This window comes from Streptomyces sp. NPDC048462 (assembly GCF_043200175.1).
Classification (GTDB): domain Bacteria; phylum Actinomycetota; class Actinomycetes; order Streptomycetales; family Streptomycetaceae; genus Streptomyces.
Genome location: NZ_JBICXG010000001.1, coordinates 54,173 through 74,253 on the forward strand (window position 1 = coordinate 54,173; position 20,081 = coordinate 74,253).

Sequence of the window (20,081 nt, forward strand, 5' to 3'; positions counted from 1 at the left end):
TGTCAGGTGACCTGCCGGGGCCGTCTCTTGGGCGTGGTGTCTCACCGGCATCGGCTTCTTCGCGGGTGCTTTGACCGGTCACACCCGAGTGCTGTCCGTAACGGTGGGCCGGGCACCCCGCTCGCGGACTGGGTCCGATGTCATCACTGTTCACCGTCATCTTCATCCGGTCGGCCTGCGAAGATCCGCCGGACAGGCCTTAGTGCCGCCGGAACAGCCCCTCCTGCACCACCGACACCAGCAGATTCCCGCCTCGGTCGTAGATCCGGCCGCGCGCCAGACCGCGCCCGCCCGTCGCCACCGGTGACTCCTGGTCGTACAGGAACCACTCGTCCGCCCGGAACGGACGGTGGAACCACATGGCGTGGTCCAGGCTCGCCATGTCGAAGCCCCGCGGCCCCCACAGCGGTTCGACCGGGATGCGCACCGCGTCCAGCAGCGTCATGTCACTCGCGTACGTCAGCGCGCAGGTGTGGACGAGCGGGTCGTCGCCGAGCGGGCCGACCGCACGCATCCAGACCGCGCTGCGCGGCTCCGCGTCCGTGATCTCCTCCCGCGTCCAGCGCAGCCGGTCGACGTAGCGGATGTCGAAGGGCTGGCGCCGCGCCATCCGCTCCAGTGCCTCGGGCAGCGCGCCCAGGTGGTCGCGCACCTCCTCGGCGACCGTCGGCAGCTCCTCCGGATCCGGGACCACCCGCGCCGGGGGCAGCTGGTGCTCGATGCCCGCCTCCTCGGGGCGGTGGAAGGACGCCGTCAGGTTGAAGATGGTCCGCCCCTGCTGGACGGCCGTCACCCGGCGGGTGGTGAAGGACCGGCCGTCCCTGACCCGCTCGACGTCGTAGACGATCGGGATCCCCGGACGGCCCGGACGAAGGAAGTAGGCGTGCAGCGAATGGACCGGCCGGTCGCCGTCGGTGGTGCGGCCGGCCGCCACCAGGGCCTGCCCGGCCACCTGCCCGCCGAAGACCCGTTGCAGGGACTCGTGCGGGCTGCGGCCTCGGAAGATGTTGACCTCGATCCGCTCCAGGTCGAGCAGGTCCACCAGGCGTTCGGCGGGGTTCGTCATGCTGTTCGTCTCCACTCTCGCTGCTGCGCCGCCACTGCGGACGTGCTCACAACTGGCCCACGGAGGTGACCCGGAGCACCGCCCGGCCCTCCTCGTCGGACGCGGCCAGATCGACCTCGGCGCTGATGCCCCAGTCGTGGTCGCCGCTCGGGTCGGCGAACGTCTGCCGGACCCGCCACAGACCGTGCTCGGCGTCCTCGTCGATCTTCAGCAGCTTCGGGCCCCGGGCGTCCGGACCGGTGCCCAGCTCCTCGTGCTCGTCCCAGTACGCGTCCATCGCCTCGCCCCACGCGTCCTCGTCCCAGCCCGCGTCGCCGTCCAGCTCACCGAGATCGCGGACCCGGTCCAGCGCGGCCAGCTCGACCCGGCGGAACATCGCGTTGCGCACCAGCACCCGGAAGGCGCGGGCGTTCGCCGTGACCGGCTTGGCCTCGTCGGCCCGCTCCTGCGCCTGCTCGGCCGTCTCCACCTCGGGATTGGCGAGCTGCTCCCACTCGTCGAGCAGACTGGAGTCCACCTGGCGGACCATCTCGCCGAGCCAGGCGATCAGGTCCTCCAGGTCCTCGGACTTGATGTCGTCCGGGATGGTGTGCTCCAGCGCCTTGTACGCGCCCGCGAGATACCGCAGCACGATGCCCTCGGTCCGGGCCAGCTCGTAGTTCGAGGTGAACTCCGTGAACGTCATGGCGCGTTCGTACATGTCGCGCACCACCGTCTTGGGCGACACCGGGTGGTCACCCACCCATGGGTGGCTCTGCCGGTAGACGTCGTACGCGTGCCACAGCAGCTCGCTCAGCGGCTTCGGGTACGTGACGTCCTGGAGGAGCTCCATCCGCTCCTCGTACTCGATGCCGTCGGCCTTCATCTGCCCGACCGCCTCGCCGCGTGCCTTGTTCTGCTGGGCGGCGAGGATCTGCCGAGGGTCATCGAGCGTCGACTCCACCACCGAGACCATGTCCAGCGCGTACGAGGGGGATTCGGCGTCCAGCAGCTCGAACGCGGCGAGCGCGAACGTGGACAGCGGCTGGTTCAGCGCGAAGTTCTGCTGGAGGTCCACGGTGAGCCGCACGATGCGGCCCTCCGCGTCCGGGGTTTCGAGCCGCTCCACCACGCCGCCGTCCAGCAGCGAACGGTAGATGGCGATCGCCCGGCGGATGTGGCGCAGCTGGGCCCGGCGCGGCTCGTGGTTGTCCTCCAGCAGGTGGCGCATCGCCTCGAATGCGTTTCCGGGACGCGCGATGACCGACAGCAGCATCGTGTGCGTGACCCGGAAACGCGAGGTCAGCGGCTCGGGGTCGGACTGGATCAGCTTGTCGAACGTGCTCTCCGACCAGGACACGAAGCCCTCGGGCGCCTTCTTGCGGACGACCTTGCGCTTCTTCTTCGGGTCGTCGCCGGCCTTCTTGACCGCCTTCTCGTTCTCCACGACGTGCTCGGGGGCCTGCGCGACGACGAACCCCGCCGTGTCGAAGCCGGCCCGCCCGGCGCGGCCGGCGATCTGGTGGAACTCACGGGCGCGCAGCGTGCGCACCCGGGTGCCGTCGTACTTGGTGAGCGCGGTGAACAGCACTGTGCGAATGGGGACGTTGACACCCACACCGAGCGTGTCCGTACCGCAGATGACCTTGAGCAGACCCGCCTGCGCGAGCTTCTCCACGAGCCGGCGGTACTTCGGCAGCATGCCCGCGTGGTGCACCCCGATGCCGTGGCGTACGTAACGGGAGAGGTTCTGACCGAACTTGGTGGTGAAGCGGAAGCTGCCGATGAGATCGGCGATCTTCTCCTTCTCCTCCTTGGTGCACATGTTGATGCTCATCAGCGACTGCGCCCGCTCGACGGCCGCCGCCTGCGTGAAGTGCACGATGTAGACCGGTGACTGCCGGGTGTCCAGGAGCTCGGTGATCGTCTCGGTGATCGGCGTCAGCCGGTACTCGTAACTGAGCGGGACCGGACGCGTCGCCGAGCGCACCACGGAGGTGGGCCGGCCGGTGCGGCGGGTCAGGTCCTCCTCGAACATCTTGACGTCACCGAGGGTGGCGGACATCAGGACGAACTGGGCCTGCGGCAGCTCCAGGATCGGGATCTGCCAGGCCCAGCCGCGGTCCTGCTCCGCGTAGAAGTGGAACTCGTCCATCACGACCTGGCCGATGTCCGCGTACTTCCCGTCACGCAGCGCGATGGAGGCCAGTACCTCCGCCGTGCAGCAGATCACCGGGGCGTCGGCGTTGACCGAGGCGTCGCCGGTGAGCATGCCGACGTTCTCCGTGCCGAACAGCTTGCACAGGTCGAAGAACTTCTCCGAGACCAGCGCCTTGATCGGCGCGGTGTAGAACGTGACCTTGTCCTGGGCCAGGGCCGTGAAGTGCGCACCGGCCGCGACGAGGCTCTTGCCGGAGCCGGTGGGGGTGGAGAGGATCACATTGGCCCCGGAGACCACCTCGATCAGCGCCTCCTCCTGAGCCGGATAGAGGGTGATGCCCTGCCTCTCGGTCCATGACGAGAATGCCTCGAAGAGGGCGTCGGGGTCGTCGGTCGGGGGCAGCTGATCGATTAGGGTCACGCCCCCATCTTGCCTGCCTTCCGCCCGGATGAGGGAACCGGACGACAGCACGAAGATCACGGACGATAGGCTTCCCCCTCAACTCGACGACAGCGCAACGACGGTGGCCCGAGCACTGACCGGGTGACATCTGCCGGGGCGTTTGCCGATCACCGGGCGATACCCGGATCAGTACCTGGATCAATACCTACGGGGGCGGAAACAGCCATGATGGGACCGGCACACTCTCTGTCAGGGGCGGCGGCCTGGCTGGGGGTGGGCGCGGCTGCGGCAGCCGCGGGACACACCATGCCGTGGCCCGTCCTGGTCGTCGGAGCGCTGATCACCGCCGGCGCCGCACTGGCACCGGATCTCGACCACAAGTCCGCGACCATCTCGCGCGCCTTCGGGCCGGTCTCCAAAGGCCTGTGCGAAATAGTCGACACGCTCTCGCACGCCGTCTACAAGGCGACCAAGATGCGGGGCGACTCCAACCGCAACGGCGGCCACCGGACCCTGACCCACACCTGGCTCTGGGCGGTCCTGATCGGCGCCGGAGCCTCCGCCGCGGCGATCACCGGCGGCCGGTGGGCGGTACTGGCGATCCTCTTCGTCCACCTGGTGCTCGCCGTCGAGGGGCTGCTCTGGCGGGCTGCCCGGGTGTCCAGCGACGTGCTCGTCTGGCTGCTCGGCGCGACCAGCGCGTGGATCCTCGCCGGCGTCCTGGACAAGCCGGGCAACGGCTCGGACTGGCTCTTCAACGCCCCCGGCCAGGAGTACCTCTGGCTCGGCCTGCCGATCGTGCTGGGCGCTCTGGTCCACGACATCGGGGACGCGCTGACCGTCTCCGGCTGCCCGATCCTCTGGCCGATCCCGGTGGGCCGCAAGCGCTGGTACCCGATAGGCCCGCCGAAGGCCATGCGGTTCCGGGCCGGCAGCTGGGTGGAACTGAAGATCCTGATGCCGGTGTTCATGGTGCTCGGGGGAGTGGGCGCAGCGGCCGCGATGAACATCATCTGACGCCCGGCCACGGCCGGGCTTTTGGCCCTACCCGGGTACGGGACGCACCAGGCGGCCGTGTGCGATCAGGGACGCGGCCTGCTTGAGGCGGCGGACCCGGATGCTGACCCCGTAGGCGTCGACCCCCGGCACGGTCGCGAGGCGCGTGGTCAGGTAGCGGTAGAAGTCCTCCGCGTCCCGGCAGGTGACGATGGCCATCACGTTGTGGTCGCCGCTGGTGGCCCCGGCGAACGCGACCTCCTCGTGCCGGGCGATCTCGTGGCCGGTGCGTTCCAGGAAGGCGGGCGCGACGCGCAGCCAGAGAGTCGCGTTGAGGTGGTAGCCGAGGCGCTCGGGCAGCAGATCGATGTCGTAGGAGAGCGCGCCGGACGACTCCAGTGACTCCAGGCGGCGCGCGACGCGCCCCTTGGACCAGCCGGTGACCTCGGCCAGTCGCGTGTGCGAGGTCCGGCCGTCCTCCGCGAGCGCGTCGAGGAGCGGGGCGTCCTTGTCGTCCGGGGGTACGTGCGGGCCGGCCGGGGCGGGGGAGGGGCCGCCGGCCAGCCGCCGCTCCTGCTCGGGCGTGAGATGTCCGCCGTAGCCGGTCCACCCGGACGTGCCCCGGTCCTCGAAGGGGTGGATGAGCAGATCGATGCTCATGTCGAGCACGGCGGCCGACCTGGGCAGCTGCTGGAGCAGCATGTCCTCGCGCCGGGCGTCCAGCGGCGAATGGATGACGCAGATGATCTCCGAGCCGCCCGAGGCGATGCTCGCGTAGGCGATGTCGGGGCGCCGGGTGAGGGAGTCGGCGAGCGGACCGACCCGGTCGGGGCGGCAACGGATGCGCGCGACCCACCGCGCCTCCCCGTACACCGCGGGATCGATCAGGCCCACCACGCGCATCACCCCGCTGCGGCGCAGGGCGTGATAGCGGCGGGCCGCGGTCTGCTCCGACACCCCGTTCACCTCACCGATGAGCCGGAACGGAGCGCGCGGCGCGAACTGGAGCGAACGGAGGATCTGCATGTCCACGGCGTCGATCACGGTGGAAGTGTGCCACGTGCCGCAAAGAAGGTGGAGGTTTCTGCCCGGTTCGGGCAGCTGCTTCGTTGATTCCGGCTGACGTCACCGATGCTGGCGACCGGGGCCGACGGGCCCTCGCTGGACATCGACCGCGGCGCCCCGCGCCGCAAAGGAGTGCATCCGTGAACGTCACACCCTCGGCGAGCGGGCCGGCCGAACGGCGGGCGGCCACGCTCGCCATGGCCTGCCTGGGCGTATTCGTCGCCTACTTGCCGGTGACCACCGTCTCCGTGAGCCTGCCCGCCATCCAGGCGGCCCTGGGGGCGTCGACGGCCCAGCTGGCCTGGGTCCAGGACGCCTTCGTCCTGCCCATGGCGGCGTTCATCCTCACCGCCGGAGTGTTCGGAGAGGTCCACGGGCGCAAGAAGGTGTTCCAGGCAGGCCTGCTGTTCTCCGCTGCCGGTGCCGCCATCGCCCTGACCGCCCAGTCGATCCAGGTGCTGTGGGCCGGCCAGGCACTCGCCGGACTCGGTGCGGCCGCGCTGCTGCCCACGACGCTGGCCCTGATCAGCCACGTGGTGCCCGACCACCGGGAGCGCGGCAAGTTCATCGGCCTCTGGGCCACCTCACTGCTGCTGGCGCTGGCCGTCGGCCCGCTGATCGCCGGAGTCGTCCTGGAACACGCCGCCTGGCGGTGGATCTACCTCCTTGTCATACCCGTCTCGCTCATCGCGATGGCGGTCGCCGCGCGGCTGCTGACCGATTCACGTGCCCCGCACGGCCGGCGCCTGGACTGGCCGGGCCAGCTCACCGCCGCGACCGCGATCACCGCCCTGGTGTATGGCGTGATCGAGGGCGGCGCCGGATCGTTCACCGACACCCGGGTCCTGGTGGCGCTGCTCGTCGCGGTGGCCGGTGCCGTCGCCTTCGTCCTGGCCGAGCGGCGCAGCGACAGCCCGATGCTGGACCTGGCGCTGTTCCGCAGCCCCGCGTTCACCGCCACCACACTCGTCGCGATGATCACCTTCCTGGCGCTGATCGGCTTCTTCTTCCTCCTGAGCCTCTACTTCGGCCTGGTGCAGCAGCTCGACACCCTCCAGGCGGGCTGGCGGCTCCTCATGGTGACCGGTGCCGCCATCGTCGCCGGCGCTCCCGTCGGACGTCTGATGCACCGGGTGCCGGCCCGCGTCCTGATCACCGCCGGACTGCTCGTCGTCACCGGATCGCTGCTCTCGCTGACCACCGTCGGCGCGGACACCTCGTTCGCCTCCATCGCGTGGCGGCTGGCGCTGCTGGGCCTGGGCATGGGCGGTGTCCTGACCCCGATGACGGCCACCGCGGTCGCCTCCGTGCCCGGCCACCTGGCGGGCATGGCCGCAGCAGGCAACAACGCCTTCCGGCAGGTCGGCGGAGCACTCGGGCCGGCGGTCCTGGGCGCCCTGCTCACCGCCCGCGCCCTCGACACCTTCCCCGCCCACCTCGCCGACGCCGGGATCACCGGAGCGGCCGGGCAGAGCATCGCCGGAACCGCCCGCGCGGGCGGCCTCGGCGCGGTCGCCGCGATGCACCTGGGCGCCCGCACAGGACCGGCCCTGAACGCCGTGGGGGAGGCGTTCCTCGACGGCATGCGCCTCTGCCTGATCGTCGCCGCCGCCCTCACCCTGCTCGCCGCCCTGGTCTCCGCGATCCTGCTGCGCCGCCCCCGCACGGCGTCCACCGTCGCGGCCTCCGCCAGCGGCGCGCCCGCCCCCGAGCGGGCCCACACGGGCTGAGGACGGGACCCCGAGGCTGCCGCGGCAGCTCCCTCGCACCGCCCGACGGCCGGTGCGAGGGAGCTGCCGCGTCGTGTGCCCGCCGCTACCGGCAGACTGTGGCCAAGGGAGAACCGCACCCACAAGGAGCACGATGGATTCCCTCTCCACCGCCGCCGCCCCGGCCCTCGCCACGCTGCTCGACGACTTCTCCCTGGAGATGACGGGCAAGGACGTGCCCGCGCTCGAAGAGGCCCGCGACCGGATACCCGCCGGCACCCGGATCAACATCACCTTCCTCGGCAGCGAGGACCCGGACACCCGACTTGCCGCGGCCCGCACCGTCCGGCGGCTCGGCTGCACCCCGGTCCCGCACATATCGGCCCGCCGGCTGCGCTCCCGGCCGGAACTGGAGGAGTTCCTCGCGGCCCTGCGCTCCGACGGCACGGCCGGCAACGTCCTGGTCGTCGGCGGCGACCCGGCCACACCCCACGGCCCCTACGACGACTCCCTCGCGGTCATCAGGTCCGGACTGCTCCAGTCCTACGGCGTACGGCACGTCGGTATCAGCGGATACCCCGAGGGGCACCCGGACATCACCGTCCCGGCGCTCTGGTCCGCGATCGAGGACAAGACCACCGCCCTCGCCCGGCACGGCCTGTCCGGTGACGTCATCACCCAGTTCGGCTTCGACGCCGAACCGGTCCTCGCCTGGGTCGAGGCCGTACGGAGACGCGGCATCGACGCACCCGTGCGCGTCGGAGTCCCCGGGCCCGCCGGAATCAAGCGGCTGATGACGTACGCCACGCGCTTCGGCGTCGGTACGAGCACGTCCATCGCGAAGAAGTACGGATTCTCGCTCACCAACCTGATGGGCACGGCCGGCCCGGACCGCTTCATCCACGCCTTGGCCGAGGGCTACGACCCCCACCGCCACGGCGTACTCAAGCTGCACTTCTACACCTTCGGCGGGATCGGGGCCACGTCGCGGTGGGTCACCGAATTCCGGGCCGGCGCGGACGGCTGACCTCAGGCTCTGTCCGGATTCTCAGCGTGGGAGAAGGAGCGGGGCGGCGGCTCGCCGTGCCACGAGCGCCAGAGCACGGCGTACGTGCCACCGGCCGCCACGAGCTCGTCGTGGGTGCCGAGTTCGGTGATCCGGCCGTCCTCCATCACGGCCACCCGGTCGGCGTCGTGCGCCGACTGCAGCCGGTGCGCGATCGCCACGACCGTCCGGCCCTCCAGGACGGCGGCGAGCGCGCGCTCGGTGTGCCGGGCCGTCCTCGGGTCGAGGAGCGCGGTGGCCTCGTCGAGTATCAGCGTGTGCGGGTCGGCCAGCACCACCCGGGCCAGGGCGAGCTGCTGGGCGCGGGCCCCGTCCGGCCGGTGCCCGCCATGACCCAGATCGGTGTCCAGGCCGTCCGGCAGCTCGTCGGCCCACCCGGCGCCGACGGCGGCCAGCGCCGCGCGCAGTTCCGCGTCGGTGGCGCCTGCCGCGGCGATCCCCAGGTTCTCCCGGACCGTGCCCAGGAACACGTGATGCTCCTGGGTGACCAGCACGACGTGCCTGCGCAGCCGGTCGGGGTCCAGGCCGGCCACCGGCACCCCGCCCACCGTCACCGAGCCGGTGCGCGGTGTGTCCATGCCCGCCAGGAGCCGGCCCAGGGTGGTCTTGCCCGCGCCCGAGGTACCGACGATCACCAGCCGCTCCCCGGGCCGGACCGTCAGGTCGACGCCGTGCAGGACGTCGCCCCCGCCGTCGTAGGCGTAGCGCACCCTGGCCACCTCGATCCGGTCGTCGGCCGGTGCGGGAGAGGCGGCAGGCGCCGGCCGTGCCGCCGTGCCGATTCCCTCCACCCTCGCGAACGAGGCACGGCTGCTCTGGAGCTGTTCCATCTGCTGGAGGATGACGTCCAGGGGCTGGGACAGCTGCCGCAGGTACAGCGCGGAGGCGACGACGGCGCCGAGGCTCATCGCACCGTGGTCGTGCAGCACCCCGCCGATCAGCAGGACACCGGCCACCGGGATGACGTAGGAGACGTCCACGGCCGGGAAGAGCACACTGCGCAGGAACAGCGTCCGGGTCCGGGTGCGCCGGCACGTGTCGATGCTCTCCCGGCACGCCGCGAGGCGGCGCCGCTGCAGCCCCAGTGCCTCGACGGTACGGGCGCCCGCGGCGGTGGCGGCGAGCTGCTCCGCGAGCTCCGAGTTGGCGGCTCCCTCGGCGAGGTACGCGTCCAGGGCCCGGCGCAGGTACCAGCGGGCGGCCAACCAGATGCCGAGCAGACCCAGCACTCCGCAGGCACCGAGCAGCGGGTCGAGCACGAAGACCGCTCCGAGGATGAACAGCGCCTGGACCCCCGCGACGAGGACCTCGGGCCCGGAATCCCGCAGCGTCGCGCCGACCGAGGCGACATCGGCGGTCCCGCGCGTCATCAGGTCGCCCGTGCCGGCCCGCTCGACGGTCGCGGCGGGCAGCGCGAGCGCCCGGTCGGCGAACTGCTCCCGGACCCGGGCCAGGGTCCGCTCACCGAAGCGGTGCGCGACGAGGCCTGCGTAGCGGACCAGCAGCAGCTGCACCACGGCGAAGACGAGGATGGTGAGCGCGAGGCGGTCCACCTCGGCCACCCCGCCGCCCGCCCGCACCGCGTCGACGATGCGGCCGAGCAGCCAGGGCCCGGCCAGCCCGGCAGCGGCGGCGAGCGCGTTGAGCCCGGTCATCGCGGCGAAGGCGCGGCCGTCCAGCCGGATCAGCCGGAGCGCGGCCCGGCGGACCAGGAACGGTTCGGCGACGGGCAGGGCCCGGTCCACCGCCTCGGAGCCGGCGGTCATCGCACGGCCCTCCGGGACGCCGGGACGGATTTGCCGACGGCGTCGTCCTCCGTGCCCCGGGACACCAGCGCGCGGTATCCGGTCTGCCCGTCCAGGAGTTCGCGGTGGCTGCCGACGGCCGCGACGGAGCCGTCGACCAGGTAGTAGACGGTGTCCGCCCGGTCCAGCAGGAGCGGCGACGTGCTGGTGACGACCGTGGTGCGGCCGGTCCGTGCCGCGTGCAGCCGGGCCGCGACGGCCGCCTCGGTGTGCGCGTCCAGCGCCGAGGTGGGCTCGACCGCCAGGAGCACCTCGGGATCGGCCAGCAGCGCCCGGACCAGCCGGACGCGCTGGCGCTGTCCGCCGGAGAGGTTGCGGCCCTGCGCGTCGACCGGCGAGTCGAGCCCGTCCGGCAGACCGCGCACGATGTCCTGCGCCACGGCCGCGCGGACGCCCAGGCCGATGGCCTCCTCGTCCCGGTCCCGCGCCCCCGAGATCACCTCGCGCAGCGGTCCGGCGAACAGGTCGGCCTCGTTGTCCGCGACCAGGATGCTGCGGCGGACCCGCGTCAGGTCGATCTCGTCGAGGCGTATCCCGCCCCAGGTCGCGGCCGACTCCGCGAACCGGCCGAGGCGGTCGACCACCGCCGCGGAGTCCGACGGCCGGGCGCCGACGAGAGCGGTCAGCTCGCCGGGCGCCACCTCGACGCCGGACTCCGGATCACGGAGCGCGCAGGGCGCCCCGGGCCCGTCCGAAGTCGCCGCACCGGCCGCCGAAGCGGGCTCCAGGGCCAGGAACCGGATGACTCTGCGGGCGGCGACCAGCCCTCGGCCCAGGTCGTAGCCGCCCTCGATGAAGAACGAGACCGGCACCACCAGCACCGCCGTGTACCCGTACACCGCGACCAGCTCGCCCACCGTGATGGTCCCCTGGGCGGCCATCCGGGCCGCCAGCCAGGTCACGACGCCGAGGAACAGGGTGGGCAGCCCGACACCGAGTGCCTGGATCCAGCTGGTCACCGTACCGACCCGGTACCCCTGCGCCCGCAGCTCCCGCGAACCCTGCCGGTAGCGCTCGCCGTACACGTCCTTGCCGCCGATGCCGTTGAGGACGCGCAGGCCCCCGACGATGTCCTCGAAACGGGCGGCGAGCCCGCCCTCCCGCTCCCGGTACGCCGCCTCGACCCCCTGCAAGCGCCACAGCAGCGGGCCGACCAGCACCGCGAGCAGCGGCACCCCGAGCAGCACCACCGCGGCGAGCAGCGGCGAGACGGTCAGCAGCAGCACGGCCACGACGACATAGGCGAGGACCGCGCCGACCCCGGGGCCGGTGATGGTCAGGGTGCCGGCGATCACGGCGACATCGCGGAACCCGATCGTGACGACCTCCCCGCCCGTGACCCGGCGCGGCAGCTCCGCGCCCAGCACCGTCGCCTGCCTGACCACGACCGCCACGGACCGGAACGCGGCGTCCATCCGCACCCTGGTCATCGTGCGGTGCCGCATGATCGCCAGCCACGCGTTGAGCACCCCGACACCCAGCAACGCCGCGACCCAGCCCGCCGGCGCGGGCCACCGACCCGGTTCGAGTCCGTCGTCGATGGCCCGCGACAGCAGGTACGGCGGCAGCGTGAGACAGACCATCCAGGCACTGCCGAGCACTGCGCCTGCGGCGATCCGGCGGCGCTGGCTGGTGATGAGCCACCACAGGTACCGCAGCGGGCCGCGACAGTCGGGCGTCCCCGGATCCACGAAGGAAACTGTCATGCGCAGACCCTAACGATCCCCGGCGCGGCCGGTGGAGCAGGGGACCGCCCAGCTCAGCCGTGCCAGGACCGCCACAGCGCCGCGTACGCCCCGTCCGCCGCCACCAGCTCGTCATGGCTGCCCAGTTCGCTGATCCGCCCCTCCTCGACGACCGCGATCACGTCCGCGTCGTGCGCCGTGTGCAGCCGGTGCGCGATGGCCACGACCGTACGGCCGTCCAGCACCCGGGCCAGCGAGCGCTCCAGATGGCGGGCGGCGCGCGGGTCCAGCAGCGACGTCGCCTCGTCCAGCACCAGCGTGTGCGGATCGGCCAGCACCAGCCGGGCCAGCGCAATCTGCTGCGCCTGCGCCGGGGTGAGGACCAGACCGCCCGAGCCGACCTCGCGGTCCAGCCCCTCGTCCAGTGCCCTGGCCCAGCCGTCCGCGTCGACCGCGGCCAGCGAAGCCCACAGCTCCGCGTCCTCGGCACCGGCACGGGCCAGCAGCAGGTTGTCCCGCAGCGTCCCCACGAACACATGGTGCTCCTGGTTGACCAGCGCCACATGCGTACGCACGTGCTCGGCCGTCATCCGCGACAACTGCGCACCGCCCAGGGAGACCTCACCGGTGCGCGGCGCGTAGATGCCCGCCAGCAGCCTGCCCAGCGTCGACTTGCCCGCACCGGACGGGCCGACGAGCGCGAGCCGGGTGCCCGGAGCGACGTCCAGCGACACCTGGTGCAGGACGTCGAGCCCGTCCCGGTAGCCGAAGCGCACCTCGTCGGCGCGCACGTCCCGGCCGTCCGGGGCCACCGCCGCGTCGCCCGCGTCCGGCTCGATCTCACGGACCCCCACCAGACGCGCCAGCGACACCTGGGCGACCTGCAGCTCGTCGTACCAGCGCAGGATCAGGCCGATCGGGTCGACCATCATCTGAGCCAGCAGCGCGCCCGTGGTCAGCTGCCCGACGGTGAGCCAGCCCTCGATCACGAACCAGCCCCCGAGCATCAGGACCGTGCCCAGGATCGTCACGTACGTGGCGTTGATGACGGGGAAGAGCACGGACCGCAGGAACAGCGTGTACCGCTCCCAGGCCGTCCACTCCTTGACCCGTTGGTCCGACAGCGCGACCCGGCGCGCACCCAGCCGGTGCGCCTCCACGGTCCGCCCGGCGTCCACCGTCTCCGCGAGCACGGCCGCGACCGCCGCGTAACCGGCGGCCTCCGAGCGGTACGCGGAGGGCGCCCGGCGGAAGTACCAGCGGCAGCCGATGATCAGTACCGGCAGCGCGACGAGCACCGAGAGCGCCAGCGGCGGAGCGGTGACCGCGAGCGCCGCCAGCAGCAGACCCGCCCACACCACGCCGATGGCCAGCTGCGGCACCGCCTCGCGCATGGCGTTGGCGAGCCGGTCGATGTCCGTGGTGATCCGGGACAGCAGATCACCCGTTCCGGCCCGTTCCAGCACACCCGGCGGCAGCCGGACCGAACGCACGAGGAAGTCCTCGCGCAGATCGGCCAGCATCTCCTCACCGAGCATCGCGCTGCGCAGCCGCATCATCCGGGTGACCACGGTCTGGATGACCAGCGCGACGGCGAACACCGCGGCGGTGCGCTCCAGATGGAGGTCGGTGACCCCGTCGGACAGGTCCTCGACCAGCCCGCCCAGCAGGTAGGGCCCGGCGATCGAGGAGACCACCGCGACCGTGTTGAGCAGGGTGACCACGATGAACGGCCGCCGGTGGCGCCGCATCAGCTCCCCGACGTAACTCCGTACGGTCGTGGGGGTGCCGACCGGCAGGGTGGTGGCCGACTCGGGCGCTGCCGGGTCGTAGGCCGGTGGTGCGACGCCGGTCATGCCCGCTCCTCGATTTCCTCGTGGGTGTCGATCGGGTGGATCGCTTCGTCCTCGCCCGGCCGGGCCGGGACCTCGTCGTCGGTCTCGCGGGTGACGACCGCCCGGTAGCGCGGTTCGCCCGACAGCAGTTCACGGTGGGTGCCGACGGCCACCACCGTGCCCCGGTGGACCAGCGCCACCCGGTCCGCCAGGTCGAGCAGCAGCGGCGACGAGGCGAAGGCCACCGTCGTGCGGTCCCTGCGCAGCGCCTTGATGCCCGCGGCGACCCGGGCCTCCGTGTGCGAGTCGACCGCGGAGGTCGGCTCGTCGAGCACCAGCGCCTCCGGGTCCGTCACCAGTGACCGGGCCAGGGCGAGCCGTTGGCGCTGGCCACCGGAGAGCGACCGCCCGCGTTCGGTGATCCGGGTGTTCATCGGATCGCCGCCGGAGTCGGCCGACGCGTGCGCCAGAGCGCTCAGGACGTCGTCGCACTGGGCGGCCGACAGTGCCGCGTCCGCGCTCACCCGGCCGGACGACGGCACGTCCAGCAGCTCGCGCAGGGTGCCCGAGAGCAGCACCGGGTCCTTGTCCTGGACCAGAACGGCGGTCCGGGCCGCGTCCAGTTCCAGTTCGTCCAGGGGGACACCGCCCAGCAGTACGGACGGCACCTCGTCGTCGGCCGTCGCGTCCTCGACGGTGCCGTCCCTCGCCACCTCGGGCTGGGCGTGGCCGCCGAGCCGGTCCGCGAGCCGCCCCGCCTCGTCCGGATCGCCGCAGACCACCGCGGTGAACAGGCCCTCGGGCGCCATCAGTCCGGTGACGGGGTCGTACAGGTCCCCGGCCGGTGCGGTGCCGAGCGTCGAGGGCCGGGCGACCCGGCTCAGCGACAGCACGCGTACCGCGCGCTGCGCGGACGGCCGGGAGAAGGAGTACGCCATGGCGATCTCCTCGAAGTGGCGCAGCGGGAAGAGCAGCAGCGTCGCCGCGCTGTACACGGTCACCAGCTGACCGACCTCGATCTTCCCGTCGCGGGCCAGCGCGGTCCCGTAGGTGACCAGCGAGATCAGCAGGACGCCCGGCAGCAGCACCTGGATCGCGGAGATCAGCGACCACATCCGCGCGCTGCGCACGGCGGCCTTGCGGACCTCCTGCGAGGCTCGCCGGTAGCGGCCGAGGAACAGCTCCTCGCCGCCGATGCCGCGCAGCACCCGCAGCCCGGCCACGGTGTCCGAGGCCAGTTCGGTGGCCTTTCCGGCCTTCTCGCGCTGGACGTCGGCGCGGCGGGTGGCGCGGGGGAGGAGCGGCAGGACGGCCAGGGCGAGCACCGGCATCGCGAGCGCCACGAGCACGCCCAGCGAGGGCAGGTACAGGACGAGCCCGACGCAGATGATGACCAGGGCGGCAGCGGCGGCCACGAAGCGGGAGAGCGCCTCCACGAACCAGCCGATCTTCTCCACATCACCTGTCGACACCGCCACGACCTCGCCCGCGGCGACCCGGCGGGTCAGCGCCGAGCCGAGCTCCGCGGTCTTGCGGGCCAGCAGTTGCTGGATCCGGGCGGCCGCGGTGATCCAGTTGGTGACGGCGGTCCGGTGCAGCATGGTGTCGCCCACCGAGATCAGCACGCCGAGCACCGCGATCAGCCCGCCGGCCAGCGCGAGCCGCCCGCCCGACCGGTCGACGACCGCCTGGACGGCGAACCCGACGCCGAGCGGCAGCCCGGCGATGGAGCACTGGTGCAGCAGGCCCCAGGACATGGACTTGAGCTGTCCGCGGATCTGGTTGCGGCCGATCCAGATCAGAAAGCGAGGACCCGACCGGACATCGGGATCGCCGGGATCCGGGTACGGAAGATCGCGAATTTGCATGACGTCCCAAAGATCGGAAGGAACTTGAGGCCCGCGAGGACCTCCAGAGACACGTGGGCAGAAGCGTGTGGGGGGACCAAACCGTCCAATCCTCCCGTCCCACCGGGGACGCGGCAAACCCTTTTACGTGCGCGGACCGCGCGCACCGACACGGCGCGGGAGTAAAGATTCGGCACGCATTCGCCGCGGCCCGCACGGGTGGGGCGGGGCCGGACGCCGGCGGGTGCGACCATGGACGGATGCATATAGCCGGTTCGGTACGAGTGGTGGTCTCGGCGGCCGCCTGCGCAGCCCTGCTCACGACCCTGACGTCATGCGGCGGGGACCAGGACGCGAAGAAGGCGGACGCGCGGTCCTCCGACGCCCCGAAGTCGAAGGACAAGGCGCCGGTCACCGACCTGAAGCGCATCCCGGACGTGGGCGACCGGTTGCAGTCGCAGATCCCGGACGACTCCCGTCAGGTCGTCACCGTCTACGGCGACGGAAAGAACTCCGCGGACTCCACGGTCGTGCTTTACACCAAGTCCGGCTCCACCTGGGACAAGGCCGCCGACTGGAAGGCCCACAACGGGAAGAAGGGCTGGGCCGACAACCACCACGAGGACGACAAGCGCAGCCCCGTCGGAGTCTTCACCCTCACCGACGCGGGCGGGGCACTGCCCGACCCGGGTGCGCTGCTCCCGTACACGGAGTCGGCGTCCATCCAGGCCCCGCGCTACTGGGCCAAGTCCCACTGGCACGACTTCGACTACGTCATCGCCATCGACTACAACCGGGTCAAGGGCACGCCTCCCAACGACCCGACGCGACCCCAGGGCCAGACCAAGGGCGGCAGCATCTGGCTGCACATGGACCACGGAAGCGGCACCTCGGCCTGCGTGAGCCTGCCGAAGGCGGGCATGGAGAAACTCCTGCGCACCCTGGACCCGAAGCAGCACCCGGTCGTCGTCATGGGCGACCGCGCGGCCCTTCAGGCCTGACCGGGTCCCGGCCTGGTCGCCCGCTCCAGTTCGATCAACGCCGAGTAGTACGAGCGGCCCGTCGCCCGGTCCATGCCGATCTCGCACATCCGGTTGGCCGAGAGATAGGTGTCGTACTCCCGGGTGTTGACCTCGGCGGCCTCCTTCGCGGTCGCCGAGGCCGTCAGCTCCTCGTGCAGCATGCCGCGGTCGCCCGCGAATCCGCAGCACGCGGCGTCGTCCGGGACCACGACCTCCCGTGCGCAGGCCTGTGCGACCGCGCGCAGGTGCTCCACATCGCCCAGGTGCTCCATCGAGCACGTCGGGTGCAGGACGGCTGAGCCGGTCCGGCGCAGCACGGTCAGCTCCGGGAGGAGTTCGTCGGCGGCCCAGACCAGGGAGTCGACGATGTTCAGCTCGCGGTGCAACGCCCGGTTGTCCTCGGTCAGGTACGGCACCACCTCGTGGGCGATGCCCAGCGTGCAGGAGGAGGCGTCGACGACGAGCGGCAGTTTTCCGCCCGCGGTCCAGCCCCAGGCGGCTTCCACGATCCGGTTGGCCATCACGGCGTTCGCGGTGTCGTAGCCCTTGGAGTGCCAGATCGTCGCGCAACAGGTCCCGGCGATGTCCTCGGGGATCCAGACCGGCTTCCCGGCCCGCGCCGACACGGCGACCACGGCCTGCGGCAGGGATGGGAGGTGCTGCCCCTCCGGGCCGCCGAAGATGCGGTTGACGCAGGCCGGATAGTAGACGGCGCTCGCCCCCGTCCTTGAGGTGCGCGGCAGTTTGCGGGCGGCGGCCCCGGGGATCTCCGGCAGCCACGCGGGCATCAGGTCGGGGTGCACGGCCCGGCGGGCGAGGCCGGTGACGCCTTCGAGGAGCCGGTCGTCGATCCGGCCCGCCGCGGCGACGGCGAGCCGGGCCGCAGCCTCCACGGCGCGGAAGTGCTTCGCCGTGAGCGCGGCGATCCGCTCCTCGCGCGGGGAGTGCCGCTGGTGGCGGAAGCCCTTCATCATGGCGCCGGTGTCGATCCCGACCGGGCAGGCGAGCTTGCAGGTGGAGTCGCCCGCGCAGGTGTCGACCGCGTCGTAGCCGTACGCGTCGAGCAGCCCGGTCTCCACCGGCGAGCCGTCCGGCTGGCGCATCATCTCCCGGCGCAGCACGATGCGTTGGCGCGGTGACGTGGTCAGGTCGTGGCTGGGGCAGGTCGGTTCGCAGAACCCGCACTCGATGCAGGGGTCGGCGACCGGCTCGACGCGCGGGATTGTCTTGAGGCCGCGCAGGTGGGCCCTGGGGTCGCGGTCCAGGACGATCCGGGGTGCCAATACCCCGTCGGGGTCGATGAGCTGCTTGGTCCGCCACATCAGTTCGGTCGCCCTCGGTCCCCACTCCAGCTCCAGGAAGGGCGCGATGTTGCGGCCGGTGGCGTGCTCCGCCTTGAGCGATCCGTCGAACCGCTCCACGGTCAGCCGGCAGAAGTCCGCCATGAAGGCGGCGTACCGGTCGACGTCGGCGGGCTTCGCCGCGTCGAAGGCGAGCAGGAAGTGCAGGTTGCCGTGGGCCGCGTGGCCCGCGACGGCGGCGTCGAAACCGTGCTCGGCCTGGAGCGCGAGGAGCGCCTCGCACGCGTCGGCCAGCCGGGAGGGCGGTACGGCGAAGTCCTCCGTGATCAGTGTCGTACCGGAGGGCCGGGAGCCGCCGACCGCGGTGACGAAGGCCTTGCGGGCCTTCCAGTAGCCGGAGATGGTCCCGACGTCCCGGGTGAACTCGTTGGTGACCGAGGTGACGGGCCGGACCAGCTCCAGCCGGCGCACCACACCGGCCGCCGCCCGTTCGTGCGCCTCCTGGCCCGGCTCGTCCGGCGCGCGGAACTCCACCAGCAGCGCCGCCGTCTCCTTCGGCAGCCCGGCCCAGTCGGCGGGCACACCCTGGACGCTGACGGAGGCCCGCAGGGTGTTTCCGTCCATCAGCTCGACGGCGATGGCGCCCGCTTCGTTGAAAAGCGGTACGGCGGCGGCCGCCGCGGTCAGGGACGGGAAGAAGAGCAGCGCGGTGGAGACGCGGCGGTCGAGGGGCAGGGTCTCGAAGACGACCTCGGAGATGAAGCCGAAGGTGCCTTCCGAGCCGACCATGAGCCCGCGCAGGATCTCCACGGGTGTCGTGCCGTCGAGGAAGGCGTCGAGCCGGTAGCCGTTGGTGTTCTTGATCTCGTACTTGGCCCGGATCCGGGCGGTGAGCGCTGCGTCGGCCTCGATCTCGGCCTTCAGCGCGAGGAGCCCCGCGCACAGCTGCGGCTCGGCGTGCGCCAGCTCCTCGTCCGCCGAGGGATCGCCGGTGTCCACCACGGTGCCGCCGGGCAGTACGAAGGTCAGCGAGGACACGGTCCGGTAGGAGTTGCGGCTGGTGCCCGCCGTCATCCCGGAGGCGTTGTTGGCGACGACCCCGCCGATCGTGCACGCGATCGCGCTGGCCGGGTCGGGGCCGAGCAGCCGGCCGTGCCGGGCGAGGGTGGCGTTGGCCCGCATGACCGTCGTCCCCGGCCGGATACGGGCCCGCGCCCCGCCGTCCAGTACCTCGATGCCCGCCCAGTGGTGCCGTACGTCGACGAGGATGTCCTCGCCCTGCGCCTGGCCGTTCAGGCTGGTGCCCGCCGCCCGGAAGACGACGTTGCGGCCCTTGCCGTGCGCGTACGACAGGATCGCCGAGACGTCGTCGATGTCCTCGGGGACGACGACGACCTGGGGCACGAAGCGGTAGGGGCTGGCGTCGGAGGCGTACCGCACCAGGTCGGAGATCTTCCACAGCACCTTGTGGGCGCCCAGCAGGGCGGTCAGCTCGCTCCGCATCGGCTCGGGCGTGCCGGGTGCCTGCTCGTCGGGCACCCGGTCGTGGGCGGGGCTGCGCATCGCCCCGGGGCTCAGGGCTTCCGGCTTCGGCTCCAGCAGCGGCATCGGGGGTCCCCTCGGGCGGCTCGGTGGGGTGCTTCGCCCCCGGTCAGCAGCGGCGCTCCGGCATTCCGTCGACCAGAGCGGTCAGCAGGCCGCCGAGCACCTCGCGCTGTTCGGCGGTCAATGGAGCCAGGATCTCCTCTGCGGCCGCCCGGCGCCCGTCGCGCAGCGACCGCAGGGTGGCGACGCCCTCGTCGGTGATCTCGATCCGGACCACCCGGCGGCTGTCCGGATCGGGGACCCGGCGCACCCGGCCGCCGGCCTCCAGGCCGTCCACCAGCGTGGTCACGGCGCGCGGGACCACGTCGAGGCGCTGCGCGAGATCCGCCATCCGTGGCGCGCCGTCGTAGTGGGCGACGGTGCGCAGCAGCCGGAACTGCGCGGGGGTGATGCCGGCAGGCTCCAGCTGACGGCTCTGAATGCGCTGGAGCCTGCGGGTCAGCCGCAGCAGCTGTTCGGCGAGCACGCCGTCGGGGTCGGGGGAATCCATGGCAGGAACAATATCAGGACCACGTTCATTGTGAGTAGAGGTAACAA

13 protein-coding genes are annotated in these 20,081 nt (G+C 72.1%); 4 read left to right on the plus strand and 9 right to left on the minus strand.

The window, feature by feature from the left end:
• Positions 1 to 199: 199 nt before the first annotated feature.
• Positions 200 to 1,066, minus strand: coding sequence for an acyl-CoA thioesterase (locus ACGFU6_RS00235; protein ID WP_393607084.1), 867 nt, complete (start codon positions 1,064 to 1,066; stop codon positions 200 to 202).
• A gap of 46 nt (positions 1,067 to 1,112) precedes the next feature.
• Positions 1,113 to 3,626 carry a DEAD/DEAH box helicase gene (locus ACGFU6_RS00240; RefSeq protein ID WP_393607086.1) on the minus strand — a complete coding sequence of 838 codons (2,514 nt, stop codon included), beginning with the start codon at positions 3,624 to 3,626 and terminating at the stop codon, positions 1,113 to 1,115.
• A 207-nt stretch (positions 3,627 to 3,833) separates the two neighbouring features.
• Between ACGFU6_RS00240 and ACGFU6_RS00245 the strand changes: the two genes are divergently transcribed.
• Positions 3,834 to 4,625 (plus strand): metal-dependent hydrolase, encoded by a 792-nt coding sequence (locus ACGFU6_RS00245; protein WP_393607088.1) that lies wholly within the window; start codon positions 3,834 to 3,836, stop codon positions 4,623 to 4,625.
• A 27-nt stretch (positions 4,626 to 4,652) separates the two neighbouring features.
• On the opposite strand, the gene ACGFU6_RS00250 is transcribed toward ACGFU6_RS00245, so the two are convergent.
• A complete protein-coding gene (locus ACGFU6_RS00250) occupies positions 4,653 to 5,648 on the minus strand; it encodes an Lrp/AsnC family transcriptional regulator (RefSeq protein WP_393607090.1) in 996 nt (331 codons plus the stop codon).
• A 161-nt stretch (positions 5,649 to 5,809) separates the two neighbouring features.
• Here ACGFU6_RS00250 and ACGFU6_RS00255 point away from each other — a divergent pair, with 161 nt between their 5' ends.
• Both ACGFU6_RS00255 and ACGFU6_RS00260 read left to right on the plus strand, forming a co-directional pair.
• Entirely contained in the window at positions 5,810 to 7,399 is a 1,590-nt protein-coding gene (locus ACGFU6_RS00255) for an MFS transporter (protein WP_393607092.1), read from the plus strand.
• 133 nt (positions 7,400 to 7,532) lie between these two features.
• On the plus strand, positions 7,533 to 8,405 hold the full coding sequence (locus tag ACGFU6_RS00260) for a methylenetetrahydrofolate reductase (protein WP_393607094.1): 873 nt from the start codon (positions 7,533 to 7,535) through the stop codon (positions 8,403 to 8,405).
• A 2-nt stretch (positions 8,406 to 8,407) separates the two neighbouring features.
• Here the strand turns inward: ACGFU6_RS00260 and ACGFU6_RS00265 are convergent, their stop codons facing one another.
• Genes ACGFU6_RS00265 through ACGFU6_RS00280 form a run of 4 tightly spaced genes read right to left on the minus strand, consistent with a single transcriptional unit; the run spans position 8,408 to position 15,637 of the window.
• Positions 8,408 to 10,210, minus strand: a complete 1,803-nt coding sequence (locus ACGFU6_RS00265) for an ABC transporter ATP-binding protein (protein WP_393607096.1) — start codon at positions 10,208 to 10,210, stop codon at positions 8,408 to 8,410.
• The gene (locus ACGFU6_RS00270; RefSeq protein WP_393607098.1) at positions 10,207 to 11,955 is read right to left on the minus strand and encodes an ABC transporter transmembrane domain-containing protein; all 1,749 of its coding nucleotides are present in this window, start codon (positions 11,953 to 11,955) and stop codon (positions 10,207 to 10,209) included. The genes ACGFU6_RS00265 and ACGFU6_RS00270 overlap by 4 nt, the downstream gene beginning before the upstream one ends.
• Positions 11,956 to 12,008: 53 nt before the next feature.
• Positions 12,009 to 13,790, minus strand: a complete 1,782-nt coding sequence (locus ACGFU6_RS00275) for an ABC transporter ATP-binding protein (protein ID WP_393607100.1) — start codon at positions 13,788 to 13,790, stop codon at positions 12,009 to 12,011.
• Positions 13,787 to 15,637, minus strand: a complete 1,851-nt coding sequence (locus ACGFU6_RS00280; protein WP_393607102.1) for an ABC transporter transmembrane domain-containing protein — start codon at positions 15,635 to 15,637, stop codon at positions 13,787 to 13,789. Before ACGFU6_RS00280 ends, ACGFU6_RS00275 begins: the two co-directional genes overlap by 4 nt.
• Before the next feature lie 239 nt (positions 15,638 to 15,876).
• Here ACGFU6_RS00280 and ACGFU6_RS00285 point away from each other — a divergent pair, with 239 nt between their 5' ends.
• The gene (locus ACGFU6_RS00285; RefSeq protein ID WP_393607104.1) at positions 15,877 to 16,617 is read left to right on the plus strand and encodes a hypothetical protein; all 741 of its coding nucleotides are present in this window, start codon (positions 15,877 to 15,879) and stop codon (positions 16,615 to 16,617) included.
• On the opposite strand, the gene ACGFU6_RS00290 is transcribed toward ACGFU6_RS00285, so the two are convergent.
• A complete protein-coding gene (locus ACGFU6_RS00290; protein ID WP_393607106.1) occupies positions 16,608 to 19,547 on the minus strand; it encodes an FAD-binding and (Fe-S)-binding domain-containing protein in 2,940 nt (979 codons plus the stop codon). The genes ACGFU6_RS00285 and ACGFU6_RS00290 overlap by 10 nt on opposite strands.
• A gap of 43 nt (positions 19,548 to 19,590) precedes the next feature.
• On the minus strand, positions 19,591 to 20,034 hold the full coding sequence (locus ACGFU6_RS00295; RefSeq protein WP_393607108.1) for a MarR family winged helix-turn-helix transcriptional regulator: 444 nt from the start codon (positions 20,032 to 20,034) through the stop codon (positions 19,591 to 19,593).
• Between the last annotated feature and the right edge of the window lie 47 nt (positions 20,035 to 20,081).

Bases quoted from the DNA above. Each gene is read 5' to 3' on its own strand.
- ACGFU6_RS00270 (WP_393607098.1), bottom strand. From the start codon at position 11,955: ATGACAGTTTCCTTCGTGGATCCGGGGACGCCCGACTGTCGCGGCCCG.
- ACGFU6_RS00275 (WP_393607100.1), bottom strand. From the start codon at position 13,790: ATGACCGGCGTCGCACCACCGGCCTACGACCCGGCAGCGCCCGAGTCG.
- ACGFU6_RS00260 (WP_393607094.1), top strand. From the start codon at position 7,533: ATGGATTCCCTCTCCACCGCCGCCGCCCCGGCCCTCGCCACGCTGCTC.
- ACGFU6_RS00235 (WP_393607084.1), bottom strand. From the start codon at position 1,066: ATGACGAACCCCGCCGAACGCCTGGTGGACCTGCTCGACCTGGAGCGG.
- ACGFU6_RS00290 (WP_393607106.1), bottom strand. From the start codon at position 19,547: ATGCCGCTGCTGGAGCCGAAGCCGGAAGCCCTGAGCCCCGGGGCGATG.
- ACGFU6_RS00245 (WP_393607088.1), top strand. From the start codon at position 3,834: ATGATGGGACCGGCACACTCTCTGTCAGGGGCGGCGGCCTGGCTGGGG.
- ACGFU6_RS00295 (WP_393607108.1), bottom strand. From the start codon at position 20,034: ATGGATTCCCCCGACCCCGACGGCGTGCTCGCCGAACAGCTGCTGCGG.
- ACGFU6_RS00285 (WP_393607104.1), top strand. From the start codon at position 15,877: ATGCATATAGCCGGTTCGGTACGAGTGGTGGTCTCGGCGGCCGCCTGC.
- ACGFU6_RS00280 (WP_393607102.1), bottom strand. From the start codon at position 15,637: ATGCAAATTCGCGATCTTCCGTACCCGGATCCCGGCGATCCCGATGTC.
- ACGFU6_RS00265 (WP_393607096.1), bottom strand. From the start codon at position 10,210: ATGACCGCCGGCTCCGAGGCGGTGGACCGGGCCCTGCCCGTCGCCGAA.